This window comes from Vibrio sp. QJM3NY_15 (genome assembly GCF_057785995.1).
Genome location: NZ_CM173518.1, coordinates 1,746,768 through 1,761,806, shown reverse-complemented (window position 1 = coordinate 1,761,806; position 15,039 = coordinate 1,746,768). Strand labels below are relative to the sequence as shown.

Below are 15,039 nucleotides of genomic sequence, written 5' to 3'. Positions count from 1 at the left end.
CGTTCTATGGCTGTTTTTTGACCTGTATTTTGTATGGTGATACCAGCTTTACCAACAAAAGAGGCAAGCTAATAAGCTTACCTCTTTATTCTGCACTCGATTGTTTTACTTTCTATTCTTGGCTTTGTTGTCGATATGGAAGCCTGAAAGGAGCTTCTAAGTCTAATCTCGCATATTAAGGATTAATACCGCAGCTAATGCTAAGAATGCCGTCATCATTAAGAACACATCGTTATAAGCCATGATAGCGGCGTCACGTTGCATGGTTCCAAGTAAGCTCGCTTGCGCTTGTTGCATCGCCGTTGCGGCATCACTGCCTGACTGAATAAAGAATGCTTGTTGATCCTTGAGCGTTTGCCAACCCAATTGGCTCACCGAAGGCAGCGACTCTTTGATATGCGCCAAATGCTCGCGCGTTTTGTTATCCAGAAGCGTAGCGATAATCGCAATACTGAATGCGCCACCCAAGTTACGCATTACGTTGGTTAAGGTCGAAGCGTCAGGTGTGTCCATTTTGCTGATGTTTTTCATCGCAACCAAAGACAGCGGAACCATAATAAACGGGCTACCAATAGCACGCAGAACCATAGACAAGATCAATTGTTGGCCACCAAAATCAATCGTCATATGTGTATTCACGTAACAACTGAAGCCAAACATCGCGAAACCAAAGGTCACTAAGTACTTAGGCTTAATGATTTGCGTCAGCTTGGGCACGATTGGGAATATCAACAACTGTGGGAAACCCATCCACATCAAGACTTCACCAATTTCCATTGCGTTATATTGTTGAATTTGAGTGAGATACATTGGCAGCACATAGATAGAGCCGAGCAATGCCATCCCTAGAATCAAATAGGCGATACAAGACATAGCAAACTGCCCATCCCGCAATAGCCGCAAATTCACCAGTGGTTTTTTGTGTTGGAGTTCGTTTATCACGAAGTAAACTAAGCTCACTGCAGACACAATACTCAAGCCTATGATGAAGCTCGAACTGAACCACTCTTCACGGTTACCTTCTTCTAGCACCACTTCCAAACAACCGAGCCCTAACGCCATGGTCGCGATACCAAACCAATCAGCTTTTTTCAACGTGCCAAGGTCGAGCTTTTCATCATCCAAGCCATATCGGATCATGGTGATCACGAGTAGAGCGGGTGGGATATTGATGTAGAAAATATAGTGCCACGAGAAGTTCTCGGTTAACCAGCCACCAAACGTTGGGCCAATAGACGGAGCAAACGTCGCCGTTACGCCGAACAATGCCATACCCACGGCACGCTTGTTGACAGGCAAAAGCTGAATCACTAGCGAGAAAGCAAGCGGGATTAAAGCACCACCACTAAAACCTTGCATCGCACGGAATACAATCATCGAGGTCATGTTCCAAGAGAACGAACACAGCAAAGATGAAATGGTGAAAATGGCCGTCGTCCACGTGATATAACGACGTTTACCAAGCGCTTTAGAAAGCCAACCACTGAGTGGGATAGCAATCATCTCTGCGACTAGATAAGACGTAGAAATCCACGAGCTTTCATCTAAGGTGGCAGATAGCGCACCTTGAATATCTTTGAGGGACGAGTTGGTGATCTGAATATCTAAGATCGCCATAAACGCGCCAATCAAACCGCCAAATAGGGCGATCCAATGACGTCTTGAAACCTCGCCATCATCATTAGTGTGGGTGACAACACCAGCGTTACTCATGGCCTAGCCTCGTTTATCGATGGTCGCTACCACAGACAAACCAGGAAGCAGTCGACCTTTCAACTCTTGCTGATCTGGAATGATGATTTTCACCGGTACACGTTGAACGATTTTAGTGAAGTTACCTGTCGCGTTTTCTGGTGGTAGGAGTGCAAACTTGGCACCAGTTGCAGGGGAGAAGCTGTCGACAACGCCTTCGAGTGGTTGTCCCGGGAAGGCATCTAATTCAACTTCTACGGATTGACCTTTATGAATGCCGCTTAGCTGTGTCTCTTTGAAGTTAGCTTCGATCCACACTTGGTTGTTTGGTACTAAACTCATCAATGGCGCGCCTGCTTGAATCAACAAGCCTTCACGTACGCTGCGTTTGCCAATTACACCGTCTGTTGGCGCGTAAACTTTGGTGTAATCAAGGTTAAGTTGTGCTTGATCTCTTTGCGCTTGAGCTTCAGTTACCGATGCGTTTGCTTGTTCTATCTCACTAGCAATAACGGTTAATTGATCGTTGGTCGCAACGAGGTTTGCTTTTGCTTCTTCGAGATCCGCTTGAGTGACTTTTTGCTGTGCAGCCATGCTATCGACTTCATCTTGAGACGCGTAGTTACGTTTAAGTAAGCTACGAGAACGTACCACTTGCTGAATAGCACGTTCGTATTCAGCTTGTGCGGAATCGACACGGCTTTCTGCTTGGTTAATTTTGCTACGTTGTAACGTTTGTTGTGCCACTAGATTTTTTACGTCTGATTGCACCACGCTTAAATGGGCATTGGCTTGAGCGAGTGCTGATTGGTAATCACGGTCATCGATTTGAACCAACAAATCACCTTCTTTAACCGATTGGTTATCACTGACATAAGACTTAACGATATAGCCACTTACTTTAGGACTAATATTGGTAATGTCGCCTTGTAGGTAGGCGTTATCAGTAGATTCGAAGTACTGGCCATAGCCATACCAATATCCAGCGCCTGCTAAGCCCAATGACAGCATGATCGCAGTAGCAATAAGCGGTGCTTTTTTACGTTTTTTTGTGCTTACTGGTTGCGAAGCGTTGTTGTTCTCTGTCATTTCTCTTTCTCTTTTTGCTTTTATTTAGATGTAACGAATTGTAAATGAATCTCATTGATTGATAAGATAGGAAAAAAGAGAAACACTGTTGCAAAAATCTAACTAATAGCGAGTTTGGGAGACGAGTATGGACTTGAATGCTGTGACTGTTTTTACACAAGTGGTTGATTGTGGGAGTTTTACGCATGCCGCCGAAGCGCTCAATATGACTAAATCAACAGTTAGCCGAAAACTGGCAGAGTTAGAACAGCATTTAGGTGTGAGGTTGATCACCCGTTCGACACGAAGTTTAGTGTTAACGCCAGAGGGTGAGCGCTTTTATCAGTCAAGTATGCAGATGCAAGAGATCATGAACCAAGCTGAGTTAGAGGTTTCTGCCAATCAAGACTTGATCAGAGGCCCTCTTAATGTGGTGCTTCCTGTCGAGCTTGGGCATCAAGTGTTAGCGCAATACATTCACAGTTTCTTAAAAGAACACCCGAATGTGACTTTGAATTTGGAATTGACTAATCGAGAAGTCGACATCATTGCAGAGGGTATTGATCTATATGCGCAAATTGGTGAATTGGTGGATTCGAGTCTGGTTTCTCGATATCTCACCACTTCAAAAAGAACGCTTGTGGCAAGCCCTGAATATCTGGAACAGTTTGGAGAAATTAAAACACCCTCAGATTTAAAATCTCCATTTCGTCTGATTGAAGTGGTAAATAAAGCTGCTCGTTTACCTAAGTGGCATTTGCAGTTGGAGGGAGGTGAGTCGGTATTGATCGATTTACCTTATCAGTTGAGGGTAAATACGATTACTGCGTGTCTTACTGCTTGTGTGGATGGACTTGGGTTAGCGGTGTTACCAGAGTTTATTTGTAGAGAGCACTTTAAGACGGGTAGGTTAGTTCGCCTATTGCCAGAATATGAGATGCCGGAAGTTTCAGTAAGCTTGGTTTATGCCGACAGACAACTGATGCCCAAGCGCAAAAAGGTATTCATTGATTATCTACTCACGGCATTTCAAAGCCGCAAGCATGAGTAGCTTTTTTCTAACCACTCTTAAGTCGCGACACAAGTATTCAGTTCTTTAGTCCGAAATAGAAAGCCAAAGAACTGAAGAACTCACTAGCGAAAAAATAAGAGTTCGATCAATTGAGCTCTGGTTTCCACTCTACGACTTGTCCATTACTTAATACGGCTTTGATAGACGTTGCCGCAACATCGACACCGTTTGGGTGAAATGCTTGGTCTGAGAAGTTGGCAATGATTTTACTGCCATCATCAAACACGGTTTGTTGAACCTTGCCGTCTTTATCTAACCATATGAAGTCAACCAGCGCTTTGTCCCATAGTTGTTCGTGTATTGGCTTAAATCCATCTTGATAGTGTTTCAATGCCTTAATCCTTGGGCTTGAGCTCGACAATGCTTCATCTCTCGTCAAGTGAACCATCGCTGGCGTATTGTAAAGCATGGCAGTCAAATCACGATTGGCTTTTACATTGGTGAATTTCAAACTGTCTGAATGCCAGTGGTGGGTGTTAATCACTTCGTCGTGAAATACGGCTTGGTATAGCGGAATTCGGTATTGAGACGAAAACAGCAATGACTTGTAGGGTTCTTTGACCTTAGCGGACTTGAAGAAGAAGTCAGGTTTATGGTCTGGATACCAACGACCCAAGTAATAAGGTGATTGGAGGTTTTCCTTCATCTCTTTGTCTGACCAACCAAAGCCGACCGTTTCTAAGCCGTGTGCAAACGCGATGCCTTTTGTCGTCAGGCTATTGCCATCTTCAGAACCAAGCACCAAATCTGGTTGATCGCTTAACCACTGCATTCGGTTATTGAAGGCAGAAAGTACATCCGACTCACTGCTATTATCGCTGTAGTCCTCACGCGCCATTGCCGTCGCATCAACATCTAGGAACAGGCTATTGAAGTGACCAAAACGCATGATGTCTACAGCGCGCTGTTTTACATAATCCAAATGGCAATTCGGGTTCAAGTAAAAACCGTTTCCTCGAAATCCTTTTTTCAAACTGCCATCCGCCATTTTAATCGCGCAACTTTGACGCATCGGCTCTGGTAATTGGGCGGTTAGCCAGTTGTCATTGAGCTTCGCAGGAATGGCTGTGTTGTAGGAGTCATAGGTTCCAACCAGATAACCTGATTGCTTAGCCAGTTCTACTGCATTCGGTTGATAGAATGCTGGCATCCAGCTATCGAAGCCTAACCAAAGCTTGTTTAATCCTACTTTGTTCATATTGTTGACCATGCCTGATGACAAGGCTTGTCCCCAAGTATCCGGTGCATTGAGATAAGAGGAAGCACGCTTAATCAACCAGCTTTTCTTGCTCTGAGCTGCGGTGTGTTGAGCTTTTACGGTGTTATCAGCCAGTGTTGGCGTTGCAACAGGATACAAGCTTTGCAATGATTGGCTAATAGAGTCCAACAACAGCTGTTTGTGATACTGGCTAAACCAATCTTTGCCTTTAGACAGAGGGGATAACTCTCGCTTTGCTTCACTTGAAATGTTTAAGTGAGAGTCCTCGAGATACCAGGCTTTTAATCCCCACCAATCGCTCACATCTTGGATACTTAAAGCATCTTTACCAAACAAGTAGACGTGGCTTGCGCCGATCAGCTTATTCACATCTGGGTTACGCTTTTGCTTTTCGACAAGCGATTCAGAGAGACCATTCTCAATACGCCAATCACGGTATAGTTTAGCGCCATCTAACCAAGAGTCTCCAAGTGTTATGTGAACCGTAAAAGGCTGTGATTGATTCAACGTTGTAAATTGGTGTGAAGCGCTCATATCAATCTTGGTCTTCTTATCAGAGGGCGTATCCGACGATGCATCAGAAAAGAACAATTGGTTGTTGGTTGGGTTAATCATCTGATAACTGATGAATTGATCGTTCTGTTGTACCGTCCAAAATGGCATTTTTAAGTCTTGAGTGGTGTTACTTCCTGAATGGTTTTCGACTAGGTAATTGGCCCATTGCTTGTTGTTGGTCGGTACGCGCATCCCCTCACTAAAGGGCAGGAATAGAGTCTGAGTTTGTTGTTCTGCTAGGTCAAACCAAACGAGTTCAATGGGTTGGTTTCGCTTTACCTGTGTGTTTGAAGGTAAGGTGAATTGGACGAGAAGATTATCTTGCTTCAACTCAGCTTCAACATTGATTCCGCTCGGCATGAGTGTCCAAGATGCCTTGGTTTTTGAGTCTATGACTAGGTGAGTAACTTTTTGAGGTTGACGATCAACGGTCAAAGCAGTGCTATTAACGCTTAAGCCATTCCAATCTATCGCTAATGTTTTTGTTGAAATCGATACTATGTTGTTGGTGTGGCTATTGCTGATAAGGGCGACTTGATTATCTTGTGCGTTTGCCGAGAGCGCACAAGTCGTGAATAGAGCCGCAATAGCAAAAGGCGTAAAATTAAGTTGATGACGAACGTTGACCATATCTAGATTCCGTAAAGGGTAAGTACGGTTATTACACCTAAGTCGTGTTAGTGCTTTGTCACCTATATGTCTCTATTCTTTTCCTTGGGTGTTTAATGCTTTCTTATGCGAGATTAACTTAGAAAGGCACCGCGACACGCTGTACATATTGGATTTCAATCGCACCTTGGTATTCAAACATTTCAACCGATGCACTCAAATGTTTGGCTTTAGTTGCCGAAGGGCTTTCTGTCGGAACTGTTGTTTCAAGTGACTTGATTGGTACCTTGAAACCTAACATATCGTAGTTTTCATCAAACCATTGCCAGCTCACATTGGTGTCCGGGCAGTTGTCGATCACCTTGGGTGGCGTTACCACAATGTGAGGGTCGTTGAGTTTGCTTTCGAGTGTTAGCCATCGTTTGTTGTCGTCTAAAGCAACAATAATAGGGTAGTTGTTCGAACCTATCGTTAACTGATAAACACCCGATTCCGGCTTGATGAACATCTCACTGGTTTCAATCTCTTGATATTCGACATCAGAATTGAGTTGTCCGTCGATCACAACTTTCCCATCAGGTGAGACCAGAGAAATACGTTGTGTTTGATCTTCTAACACTTCGCTGAGTTGCTCTGCAGACACTTTGATTTGATAGCCTTGTGATGAAAGACCGTGGCGCTTGATGAAGCTGACTTGAATGTGGTTGTTGGGTGTAGCACTTTGTTCAAGAGTGCTTCCACATTGAGTCCGACTCAGGATTTCTTGTTTAACGGGTAACCAAAGCTGACTATTAAGCTCTGCTTGATCAAGCGCGATTTGCAGTTCTTGCCATGCCACTTGCGGTTGATTATCGAGCAGTGATTGATAGGTGTGTTGCAATGGCGTGTCTGTAAACCAAGCCGCATTACACGCAAAGGGCAATGTGCAGAACAGTGCTGTTAGAGAGCTTACTTTCATTGTGATTCCCCAGCCAAACGATAACCAACGCCACGATGCGTCTCTAGATTTAGCGTTGGTAGCTTTTGACGTAAACGCAGTATGTGGTTATCAACGGTTCTTGTGCTTGGGAAGGCTTGATAACCCCAAATTTTATTGAGCAACTCATCTCGGTGAAACACACGACTTTGGTTCTGAATAAACAGTACCAATAGCTGAAACTCTTTAGGTTTCAACGTGATTGGACTTTCATCCAGATAAGCGATCCGTTCCGACAAGTTGATTTGGATATTTGCGTAATTTAAGTGGCTAACACCTAACGGACGAAGTTGCGTAATGACTCTAGCAAGCAATTCATCGTTCGAAAATGGCTTAGTCACGTAATCTTTGGCACCTGCCATTAAACCTTCAACACGTTGTTGAACTTCAACTTTGGCGGTCAACACAATCACAGGTAGCGCTTTGAGCAGTAACCAATTAGGCAAGTGTCGCAAGCTGTCGCCGTCTTCAAGTTGTCGATCAAGCACCACGAGATCGGCACGTAACCACAGCTTACTGGCACTCTGAGCATCTTGCACCCAAAGGCATTGATAACCATTGGACTCGAAGAAGCTGACGAGGCCTTGCCCAAGCAATTGGTCGTCTTCAATCAGCAGTAGGGTGTTCATAAGCGATTTCCAAAATACATCGGGTTGGATTACGGAGAATGAAGAGACGGCCATTCGCTTGCTTCATCAAGTGTTCGACAATAGTCAGGCCAATGCCCATATTATCTTGTTTGTGATTGGCACACGGTGTTGTTCTTGAAATAAGTCGTTGTATCAAAGAGGGGAAGTGACCCTCATCTTGTACTTCTATTTTCAGTTTATCTGCGAGGATGACTTTAACTAAAACCTTACCTTGTCCGTGCTGCTTGGCATTCTTGATCAAGTTATCTAAACAGATGGTTAGCCAGTAATAAGGCAGGTTAAGCTCGACTTCGCCTGCTTCACATTGATAAGCAATATTGTGCTTTTCGCAGACATGGTCGAGCCACTCTTCCAATGATGCGTTTTGCTTCAACAAAGGTTCAGACTGATCCGAACTTAGATACACTTTGCTGTTTTCGGTGAGCTGAGAAAGCCTTTGATAGTCTGAGATTAAACGCCAAACTGCCCCTTGGGTCTCATCGGGAAAATCGTCGTAACGATTTCTGAACATCTCGACAGTTAGACCTAGGCTAGTAATTGGCGTGCGCAGTTCATGAGTAAGAAGCTGTAAAACGAACTGCCTCTCTTTTCGTTGTTTTGTTCTTAGGTATAAGACTCTACCGAGTCCGGAAAACAATGTTAACAGCAATAAAAAGATCAACGTTTTCATGATCAGGTTGTCGTTGCTAGACTCGCTCAGGCACAGGTTACTGTAACGAAAAGAACAGCTTTCACCTGACAAGGTCACTTCTTGTTGCTCGGCAATAGGCTTCCAAATCTCCGATGGAATTGCTTTCCAACCTTGTTCGCCACTCAACCAAAGCACATCACCTTGTTGCCAAGCGCGGTATCCATTGAGCAGTGCTTCTCTGCCTTGTGCGGTTAAGTTTTCTAGCTTGGAAAATAACGGATGCAAAGGATTCCTGATACTCAAAAACGGATGAATCTGTTCATTGTTTTCTGGGTAACGAGCTACGTAACGATCAGCGAAGCTACCACCAGCAGGGTGTCGTTTTGAGTGTGCCGCGAACCAGATTGAATCCAAGGGTTGTTGTTGACACACAGCGAGTTCGAATTCGATGGCATCATTCAAAGAAGGGTTGGAGCTTTCAATCGCTTGACAGTGAACTTGTATCGAGGCTAGTGCGGCGATGTCTTCCCAACTGAATTTGTTGAAGTCCGGGTAGCGGCTGCTTTCCTGAAGAAGTGCTTTCGGGTATTGGGTTAACTCTTTCTGAGAAATTGAGATAGGAGACGATTGCCAGCTCAATTGATACAGAGTTTGCCACTTGTCTTGCAAACTTTGGGCATTGGCTAGCGTAGGGAGCCAAAGGGTCAAACAAAGGGCTAATGTCAGCCTGCGCATCCAGTCATTCTCGTTAAAAGTTGTTGGGGTGAGTCTAAATTGTTTTGGTTAAGTTTTGTAACCTGAATGTCAACAAGTGCACTTTTGTTTAAAACTGTGATTAGCATGCCAATCAATCATCGTGAACTTGTTAAGTTCTGAAATCGGCACCATCAAATTGAACCTATCGACGAACCATACGCAACGAAAAGATAGATAAAGAAATTACGATATCAAACCCACATAAAAAACATATAAAACACCCACAAACCACATCTGAGAATTTTATTTAAGTGATTGAGTTGTATTGTTTTATTTAATTTTAATGACGTTTTTATTCGATTGTGATGTTAGTGATCTTATTGGTCGTTAAAGTGACCTCATCAAAACGCACCCACTACATATGTTGGTAAATATTAGAGGGGAGCAGTGACTCATTTCAATTGACGTAAAGGTTACTCATGAAAAAATTATTGGCATGCGCCATCTTACTTGCAGTCCAAACTCCTAGCTTCGCTTCGGACATTCTTATTCAGGATGTAGACATCTTTGACGGCACATCAAAGCAGCTACAGAAGAGCATGGATGTGATCATTGAAGACAATATCATCAAACAAATTGGCGAAGACTTAGCAGCACTGCCAAACATGACGATTATTAATGGCGAAGGGAAAACCATGACTCCCGGACTCATCGACAACCATTGGCACTCAACGCTCGGACTCCCTTTAGGCCAACTTTTACGAGCACCAAACCAATACGTTGATGCGATTGCGGTAGATGAACTTGGAGACATGTTACTTCGTGGTGTCACGACGATTCGAGACGCGGCAGGGAATTCCGCTGGGTTAAAAATGGCCATCGACAATAAGTTCATACCGGGGCCTAGAATCTATCCATCACAGGCTCTGATTGGCCAATACTCAGGGCATATTGATTTCAGAAACCCGAACTTCTTACCTAAAGAGTGGGGTGGTCCAGTAGACCCAATCGAACAGATGGGCATTGGTATTTTAGCGAACGGTACCGATGAAGTATTGGCAGCTGCACGTAACAACCTGTACCAAGGCGCCACACAAATCAAAATGGCCGTAACGGGTGGTGTTAGCTCTACCACCGATCCGCTATACGTGAACGAATACACGTTGGAAGAGATAGAAGCGGCAGTGAAAGTTGCCTCTGACTACGGTACTTATGTGATGGTTCATGCTCACTCTTCAGAAGGCATTCAAAGAGCCATCAAAGCGGGGGTAAAAACCATCGAGCATGCGGCAATGGCCGATGAAGAGACATTCGCAATGATTGCCAACAGAGGGCTTTATACTTCGATTCAAGTGTTGGTATTTAAACAGCTACTCGACACGATAGATAAAAGCGACCCGCGTTACCCTAAAGCTAAGCAAGGTTGGGATAATCTAGACAATATCTTTGACCATATTAAGAAATACAATGTTAAGACGGGTTGGGGAACCGATTTGTTGGAAGGTTTAGATAACCGAGAGCAACAACTACAGGACTTGGCTTTACGTGAAAAGTGGTTCACACCAGCAGAGATCTTGATTCAAGCGACGGGTACTAACAGCGAAATTCTACAACTGACCGGCAAACGCAACCCTTATGGCAAAGTGGGCGTGATTGAAGAAGGGGCGATGGCTGACGTACTTCTGTATTCGGCTAACCCATTGGATGATATAAACATCGTGGCTCAACCAAAAACGTACCTATCAACCATTATCAAAGATGGAGAGATAGTGAAAATTGAAGGTGAAGTCGTTTCGTATTACTAAGCTACTGAAAAATCGCATTTAAGGATCAACCGGAACGTTTTAATACTTCCGGTTGTTTTGCTTTTGTTTTCTTTTTGTTTCGTTGGTTCTGTTCGTTATAGAGCCCTGACTAAACTGGGATAAAACCAAAAAGTATCATTAGTTGCTTGTGTTTGAGTTAATATGATACTTAATGTTTGGCGCATTCCTGTGTGAGTAAATATACTTAACTCATACCTAATCAGAGGAACACAATCATGAAAGCATTCACTAAATCAGTATTGGTACTTAGTCTTTTAGCGGCAGGCTCCACACAAGCGTTTGAGCTCACCAGTAAGGATATTCAAGAAGGCCATCCAATGGCTAAAACATTTGAATACTCAAGCTGGGGCTGTGATGGGGGGAACCTATCTCCACAGTTGATGTGGAAAGATGCACCTGAAGGAACCAAAAGCTTCGCGATAACGGCTTATGATCCTGACGCACCGACTGAGAGTGGCTTTTGGCACTGGGTTGCGTTTGATATTCCAGCATCGGTAAATGAATTGCCTCGTGGTGTCGATATCTCTAAGTTGGGTGGTAAAGAAGGGCGCATCGATTACGGCACGGTTGGTTTTGGTGGTGCGTGCCCTCCAGAAAACGACGGTATGCACCGTTACCAGTTTACTGTTTGGGCGTTGCCAGCAGACAAACTGAATCTTGATGAAAACACACCGTCTGCCGTTGTTGGCTTTACGTTGAATAGCATGGCGCTAGACAAAGCAAAACTAACCGCGACTTATACTCGCTAACGATAATCACAGCTTTTTAGTATAGAGAGGGGGAAAGATGAATCACCAATATCAAGTCACGACATTTCGTGCTGAGCAGCTACAAAAGTTGCGCAATGTGAGGATTCTTTCCCCGAGTATTATTCAGATCATTACTGGTAGTAAGCGATTGTTTTGGAAAGAGTCGCCATTTGATCTTTCACACTCTCAGCTCTTATTGTGTGAGGCGTCTGCTTCGCTGAGTTTCGAGAACTTACCCCATAAAGGGCGTTTTCTGTCTCGCGTATTCAGTTTTCACTATCAACCAACTCAAGCCATGCTTGAACTGAGCGAGGAACGGGCAAGCAGTGAATCATTACCAACTGTAGACGCTGATCGAGCATTGCAAGAATCACTGAATGCGCTGTTTTCATTTGATGTGCAGAGCATGAGCAAAGAGACACAACAGTTTTGGCTGCTAGGCTTGTATCAACAGTTGGCTGAAAAAGGCGCATTGCACCAGTTGTTTGTGAGCGCTAATGCCTCTTTTAGCCAGAAATTGAGTCATTATCTGTCACGTTCGCCAGATGAAAAACACCCACTTGAAGCAGTTGCAGAACATTTTGCAATGAGCCGAGCAACGCTGATTCGAAAACTCAAACACGAAGGGAAGCAGTACCGAGAAGTACTGGCTGAGGTACGTTTAAGCCATGCTTTATATTTGATGCAACATGGCCAACAGAATGTCGCAATGTTGGCTCAGTCTTGTGGATACCAATCCGAAGGGCGTTTTAGTCAACGCTTTAAAGGTAAGTTCGGTCTAACACCGAGTGATTACATTAAAACAGTGACGGCTAATTAATGAGCTTGGGAGGTCTTGTTATACATTGATCTTCTTGTCTCTTGCGGCCAGTGCCGCGAAAATCGTACAAGCAAACGCGACCGCAGCGATCAATAGAATGGGCACACTCCAAGAATCAGTCAAAGCATGAAGCTTACCGACCAAAGTCGGGCCCGTTGCCGCTAAGGCATAACCAATGCCCTGAGCCATACCAGACAGTGAAGCCGCTTGGCTGCTGTTCGATGTTCTCAGACCCACAAAAGAAAGCGCAATAATAAAGGTCGAACAGTTTGCCAGTCCAAATAATCCCACCCAGAATATCGCAAACTCAGGTAAATACAGTAGGCCAATCAATCCAATAAACACGCTCGAAGTACAAAGGGTAATGAGCCATTGTTGATTATCGTTTTTACCTAAGAATGGCAGTAAAAGTAGGCCTGGAACCATGGTTGAAAACTGTAGGAACCCGTAGATGTAACCTGCATCGATCTCGCTATAACCAAGATCGTTCAAGATTTGTGGTAACCAGCCTGCCAAAGAGTAGAAGGTAAATGAGTTAAGCCCAAGAGCTAGCGTCACTTGCCACGCAACACCACTCTTAATCATCTTTTTCATCGGTAGAGGTTTATCTTCTTGCTTCTTATTGGTAGCAGAAGAGGAACGTTTTCTGATTTTAGGTAGCCAGATCATCAAGGCCAGTATTGGAAACACGAGATTCATTAACAGCGCCAATTGCCAACCCGTTAGCGTAAATAAGGTTAGATCTGAAAATGGCACCATTAAACTTGAGCCTAACGTCGAACCAATACCCATCGTAAAGATATACAGAGACGTAACCGTAGCAATTCGTGTCGGAAAACTGATTTTGACCACAACAGGTAGAAGAACATTACCAATCGCGATGCCCATTCCTATCATCACCGTACCGATGTATAAGGTTGGAATAATTCCAAAAGAGCGCAGCGTGATACCTGTCGTGATCAAAACTAATGCTAACAACAGGCTTGGCTCAAGGCCGATTCGTTGGGATATTTTGGTGACTAACGGCGAAAACAAGGCGAACGTGAGCAGCGGTAAAGCCGTTAAGAATCCAGCAGCAGAAGAGTTAAGGTTGAGCCCTTCCATAACCTGAGAAAGTACAGGGGCCAAGCTAGTAAAAGGCCCACGCAGGTTAAGTGAAAGGAATAGAATCCCTAACATGACGAAAATACTATTACGAAGTGAGGCGCTCATAGGTTGTTCTACTGTTTGCTTATGAGAAGAGAGGCTAGCCTACAGGGCATTGAGTTGCTGCACAATTACCGTTGTTAAAAAGAGGTTAATTAGTCATATAAACGGTAATGACGCTGCTATTCCTCAACATTCACTGACTTTATGACGATTTACGTCACTCGTTTTAAGACCCAATCAATAAATAGCGAGACCTTGGGCGAGTGCTGCTCTGTCGGCGTTGCGAAATAATATTGTTGTTTGCACACAATGGGTTGTGCGTTAAAAGGCGCAATAAGAGTGCCAGCCTCAATGTATTGAGAAACCACGCTATACCTACCCATGGCCACGCCCGCATGATTTATCGCAGCCAATACAGCTAGATCGGATCGATCGAATTCGATATTGGATTCTGAACTCACCTCATCAAATTGGTTGGCATTGGCCCATACTGCCCACTCGCTGTGGCTTGAGTCATAATTCCACGCTTGGTTATCGTGCAGTAAGGTCGCGTTAATTAAGCTATCAGGGTTGTTATGAAGCTCATGGTTATCTGCATACTCTTGGGAGCAAACGGGAGTAATACTTTCTTGCATAAATGTTTGGCAGCAAAGCTTATCGGGCAATTGGTCATCGTAGTAGATGGCGATATCAATCCCGTGGCCTTGAAAGCTAATGTTTTCATTGCCGGTGAGTAGTTTTAGTGTGATCGCTGGATAGCGCTGTTTAAATTCAGCAACACGAGGAACCAACCAACTCTGCGCGAAGGTCGGGCGTGAATAAATCGTCAGCGTGCCTGAAACCTCTTCATTCTTAACATCCAAAATCTCTTGGTTTAAGTCGTTCAAGGTTTTACTCAACGCGGCATAGATACGTTTGCCTTCGGCGGTGAGTAAGATCTTGCGGTGTGCACGTTCAAACAACTTAACATCCATCTCTTGCTCAAGCTTGTTGATACGGTGAGATATGGCGCTGGGTGTCATAGAGAGTTCCTGCGCCGCCAACGAAAATGAACCATGCCTTGCTGCTACTTCGAACGTGTGCAGTTTTGATAGCTGTTGACTGTTTAATCGCTGGCTTTTGGAGTACACATTGTCTTGGCTATACATATTAGAAACACCATTGTTGGAATGAACAGACCACAACATTATAAAACCACGCGTGAATAATAGTTACTCATAGTGGCTTTCTTTTACGTAAATAGTCAAGAATCGGAATAATAGGTGAATCTACATCATGTGAATGTGAGTTTTTGTCGTTTGAACAAACGGTCATATAGCGTTTAAAT

At 44.1% G+C, this 15,039-nt stretch carries 12 protein-coding genes; 4 read left to right on the top strand and 8 right to left on the bottom strand.

The genetic code is table 11. The features are described from left to right. Positions 1–162: 162 nt before the first annotated feature. Together AC3CKG_RS24060 and AC3CKG_RS24055 are read right to left on the bottom strand one after the other, a co-directional pair. Entirely contained in the window at positions 163–1,713 is a 1,551-nt protein-coding gene (locus AC3CKG_RS24060; protein ID WP_065112940.1) for a DHA2 family efflux MFS transporter permease subunit, read from the bottom strand. 3 nt (positions 1,714–1,716) lie between these two features. Next, positions 1,717–2,781 (bottom strand): HlyD family secretion protein, encoded by a 1,065-nt coding sequence (locus AC3CKG_RS24055; RefSeq protein ID WP_102542257.1) that lies wholly within the window; start codon positions 2,779–2,781, stop codon positions 1,717–1,719. Positions 2,782–2,908: 127 nt separating this feature from the next. On the opposite strand from AC3CKG_RS24055, the gene AC3CKG_RS24050 reads away from it, so the two are divergent. After that, on the top strand, positions 2,909–3,811 hold the full coding sequence (locus tag AC3CKG_RS24050; RefSeq protein WP_017105947.1) for a LysR family transcriptional regulator: 903 nt from the start codon (positions 2,909–2,911) through the stop codon (positions 3,809–3,811). A 106-nt stretch (positions 3,812–3,917) separates the two neighbouring features. Here the strand turns inward: AC3CKG_RS24050 and AC3CKG_RS24045 are convergent, their stop codons facing one another. The 4 genes from AC3CKG_RS24045 to AC3CKG_RS24030 form a co-directional block, all read right to left on the bottom strand. Beyond that, entirely contained in the window at positions 3,918–6,236 is a 2,319-nt protein-coding gene (locus AC3CKG_RS24045; RefSeq protein ID WP_488529521.1) for a glycoside hydrolase, read from the bottom strand. A 118-nt stretch (positions 6,237–6,354) separates the two neighbouring features. After that, a complete protein-coding gene (locus AC3CKG_RS24040) occupies positions 6,355–7,173 on the bottom strand; it encodes a DUF2861 family protein (RefSeq protein WP_488529520.1) in 819 nt (272 codons plus the stop codon). Then, complete coding sequence (locus AC3CKG_RS24035; RefSeq protein WP_488529519.1) at positions 7,170–7,820, bottom strand: response regulator transcription factor; 651 nt, start codon at positions 7,818–7,820, stop codon at positions 7,170–7,172. The genes AC3CKG_RS24040 and AC3CKG_RS24035 overlap by 4 nt, the downstream gene beginning before the upstream one ends. After that, the gene (locus AC3CKG_RS24030; protein WP_488529518.1) at positions 7,798–9,207 is read right to left on the bottom strand and encodes an ATP-binding protein; all 1,410 of its coding nucleotides are present in this window, start codon (positions 9,205–9,207) and stop codon (positions 7,798–7,800) included. Before AC3CKG_RS24030 ends, AC3CKG_RS24035 begins: the two co-directional genes overlap by 23 nt. Before the next feature lie 440 nt (positions 9,208–9,647). On the opposite strand from AC3CKG_RS24030, the gene AC3CKG_RS24025 reads away from it, so the two are divergent. From AC3CKG_RS24025 to AC3CKG_RS24015, 3 genes are all read left to right on the top strand, one after another. Then, a complete protein-coding gene (locus AC3CKG_RS24025; RefSeq protein WP_488529517.1) occupies positions 9,648–10,973 on the top strand; it encodes a metal-dependent hydrolase family protein in 1,326 nt (441 codons plus the stop codon). A 236-nt stretch (positions 10,974–11,209) separates the two neighbouring features. Continuing rightward, complete coding sequence (locus AC3CKG_RS24020) at positions 11,210–11,743, top strand: YbhB/YbcL family Raf kinase inhibitor-like protein (protein ID WP_065112947.1); 534 nt, start codon at positions 11,210–11,212, stop codon at positions 11,741–11,743. Between the two features lie 37 nt (positions 11,744–11,780). Then, positions 11,781–12,563 carry a helix-turn-helix transcriptional regulator gene (locus AC3CKG_RS24015; RefSeq protein ID WP_076670237.1) on the top strand — a complete coding sequence of 261 codons (783 nt, stop codon included), beginning with the start codon at positions 11,781–11,783 and terminating at the stop codon, positions 12,561–12,563. An 18-nt stretch (positions 12,564–12,581) separates the two neighbouring features. On the opposite strand, the gene AC3CKG_RS24010 is transcribed toward AC3CKG_RS24015, so the two are convergent. After that, positions 12,582–13,775, bottom strand: coding sequence for an MFS transporter (locus tag AC3CKG_RS24010; protein ID WP_065105679.1), 1,194 nt, complete (start codon positions 13,773–13,775; stop codon positions 12,582–12,584). A gap of 149 nt (positions 13,776–13,924) precedes the next feature. Further along, complete coding sequence (gene dsdC / locus AC3CKG_RS24005) at positions 13,925–14,860, bottom strand: DNA-binding transcriptional regulator DsdC (RefSeq protein WP_076670240.1); 936 nt, start codon at positions 14,858–14,860, stop codon at positions 13,925–13,927. Between the last annotated feature and the right edge of the window lie 179 nt (positions 14,861–15,039).

Excerpts from the sequence above, each read along its gene's own strand:
- AC3CKG_RS24060 (WP_065112940.1), bottom strand. The coding sequence starts at position 1,713 with ATGAGTAACGCTGGTGTTGTCACCCACACTAATGATGATGGCGAGGTT.
- AC3CKG_RS24055 (WP_102542257.1), bottom strand. The coding sequence starts at position 2,781 with ATGACAGAGAACAACAACGCTTCGCAACCAGTAAGCACAAAAAAACGT.
- AC3CKG_RS24050 (WP_017105947.1), top strand. The coding sequence starts at position 2,909 with ATGGACTTGAATGCTGTGACTGTTTTTACACAAGTGGTTGATTGTGGG.
- AC3CKG_RS24045 (WP_488529521.1), bottom strand. The coding sequence starts at position 6,236 with ATGGTCAACGTTCGTCATCAACTTAATTTTACGCCTTTTGCTATTGCG.
- AC3CKG_RS24040 (WP_488529520.1), bottom strand. The coding sequence starts at position 7,173 with ATGAAAGTAAGCTCTCTAACAGCACTGTTCTGCACATTGCCCTTTGCG.
- AC3CKG_RS24035 (WP_488529519.1), bottom strand. The coding sequence starts at position 7,820 with ATGAACACCCTACTGCTGATTGAAGACGACCAATTGCTTGGGCAAGGC.
- AC3CKG_RS24030 (WP_488529518.1), bottom strand. The coding sequence starts at position 9,207 with ATGCGCAGGCTGACATTAGCCCTTTGTTTGACCCTTTGGCTCCCTACG.
- AC3CKG_RS24025 (WP_488529517.1), top strand. The coding sequence starts at position 9,648 with ATGAAAAAATTATTGGCATGCGCCATCTTACTTGCAGTCCAAACTCCT.
- AC3CKG_RS24020 (WP_065112947.1), top strand. The coding sequence starts at position 11,210 with ATGAAAGCATTCACTAAATCAGTATTGGTACTTAGTCTTTTAGCGGCA.
- AC3CKG_RS24015 (WP_076670237.1), top strand. The coding sequence starts at position 11,781 with ATGAATCACCAATATCAAGTCACGACATTTCGTGCTGAGCAGCTACAA.
- AC3CKG_RS24010 (WP_065105679.1), bottom strand. The coding sequence starts at position 13,775 with ATGAGCGCCTCACTTCGTAATAGTATTTTCGTCATGTTAGGGATTCTA.
- dsdC (WP_076670240.1), bottom strand. The coding sequence starts at position 14,860 with ATGTATAGCCAAGACAATGTGTACTCCAAAAGCCAGCGATTAAACAGT.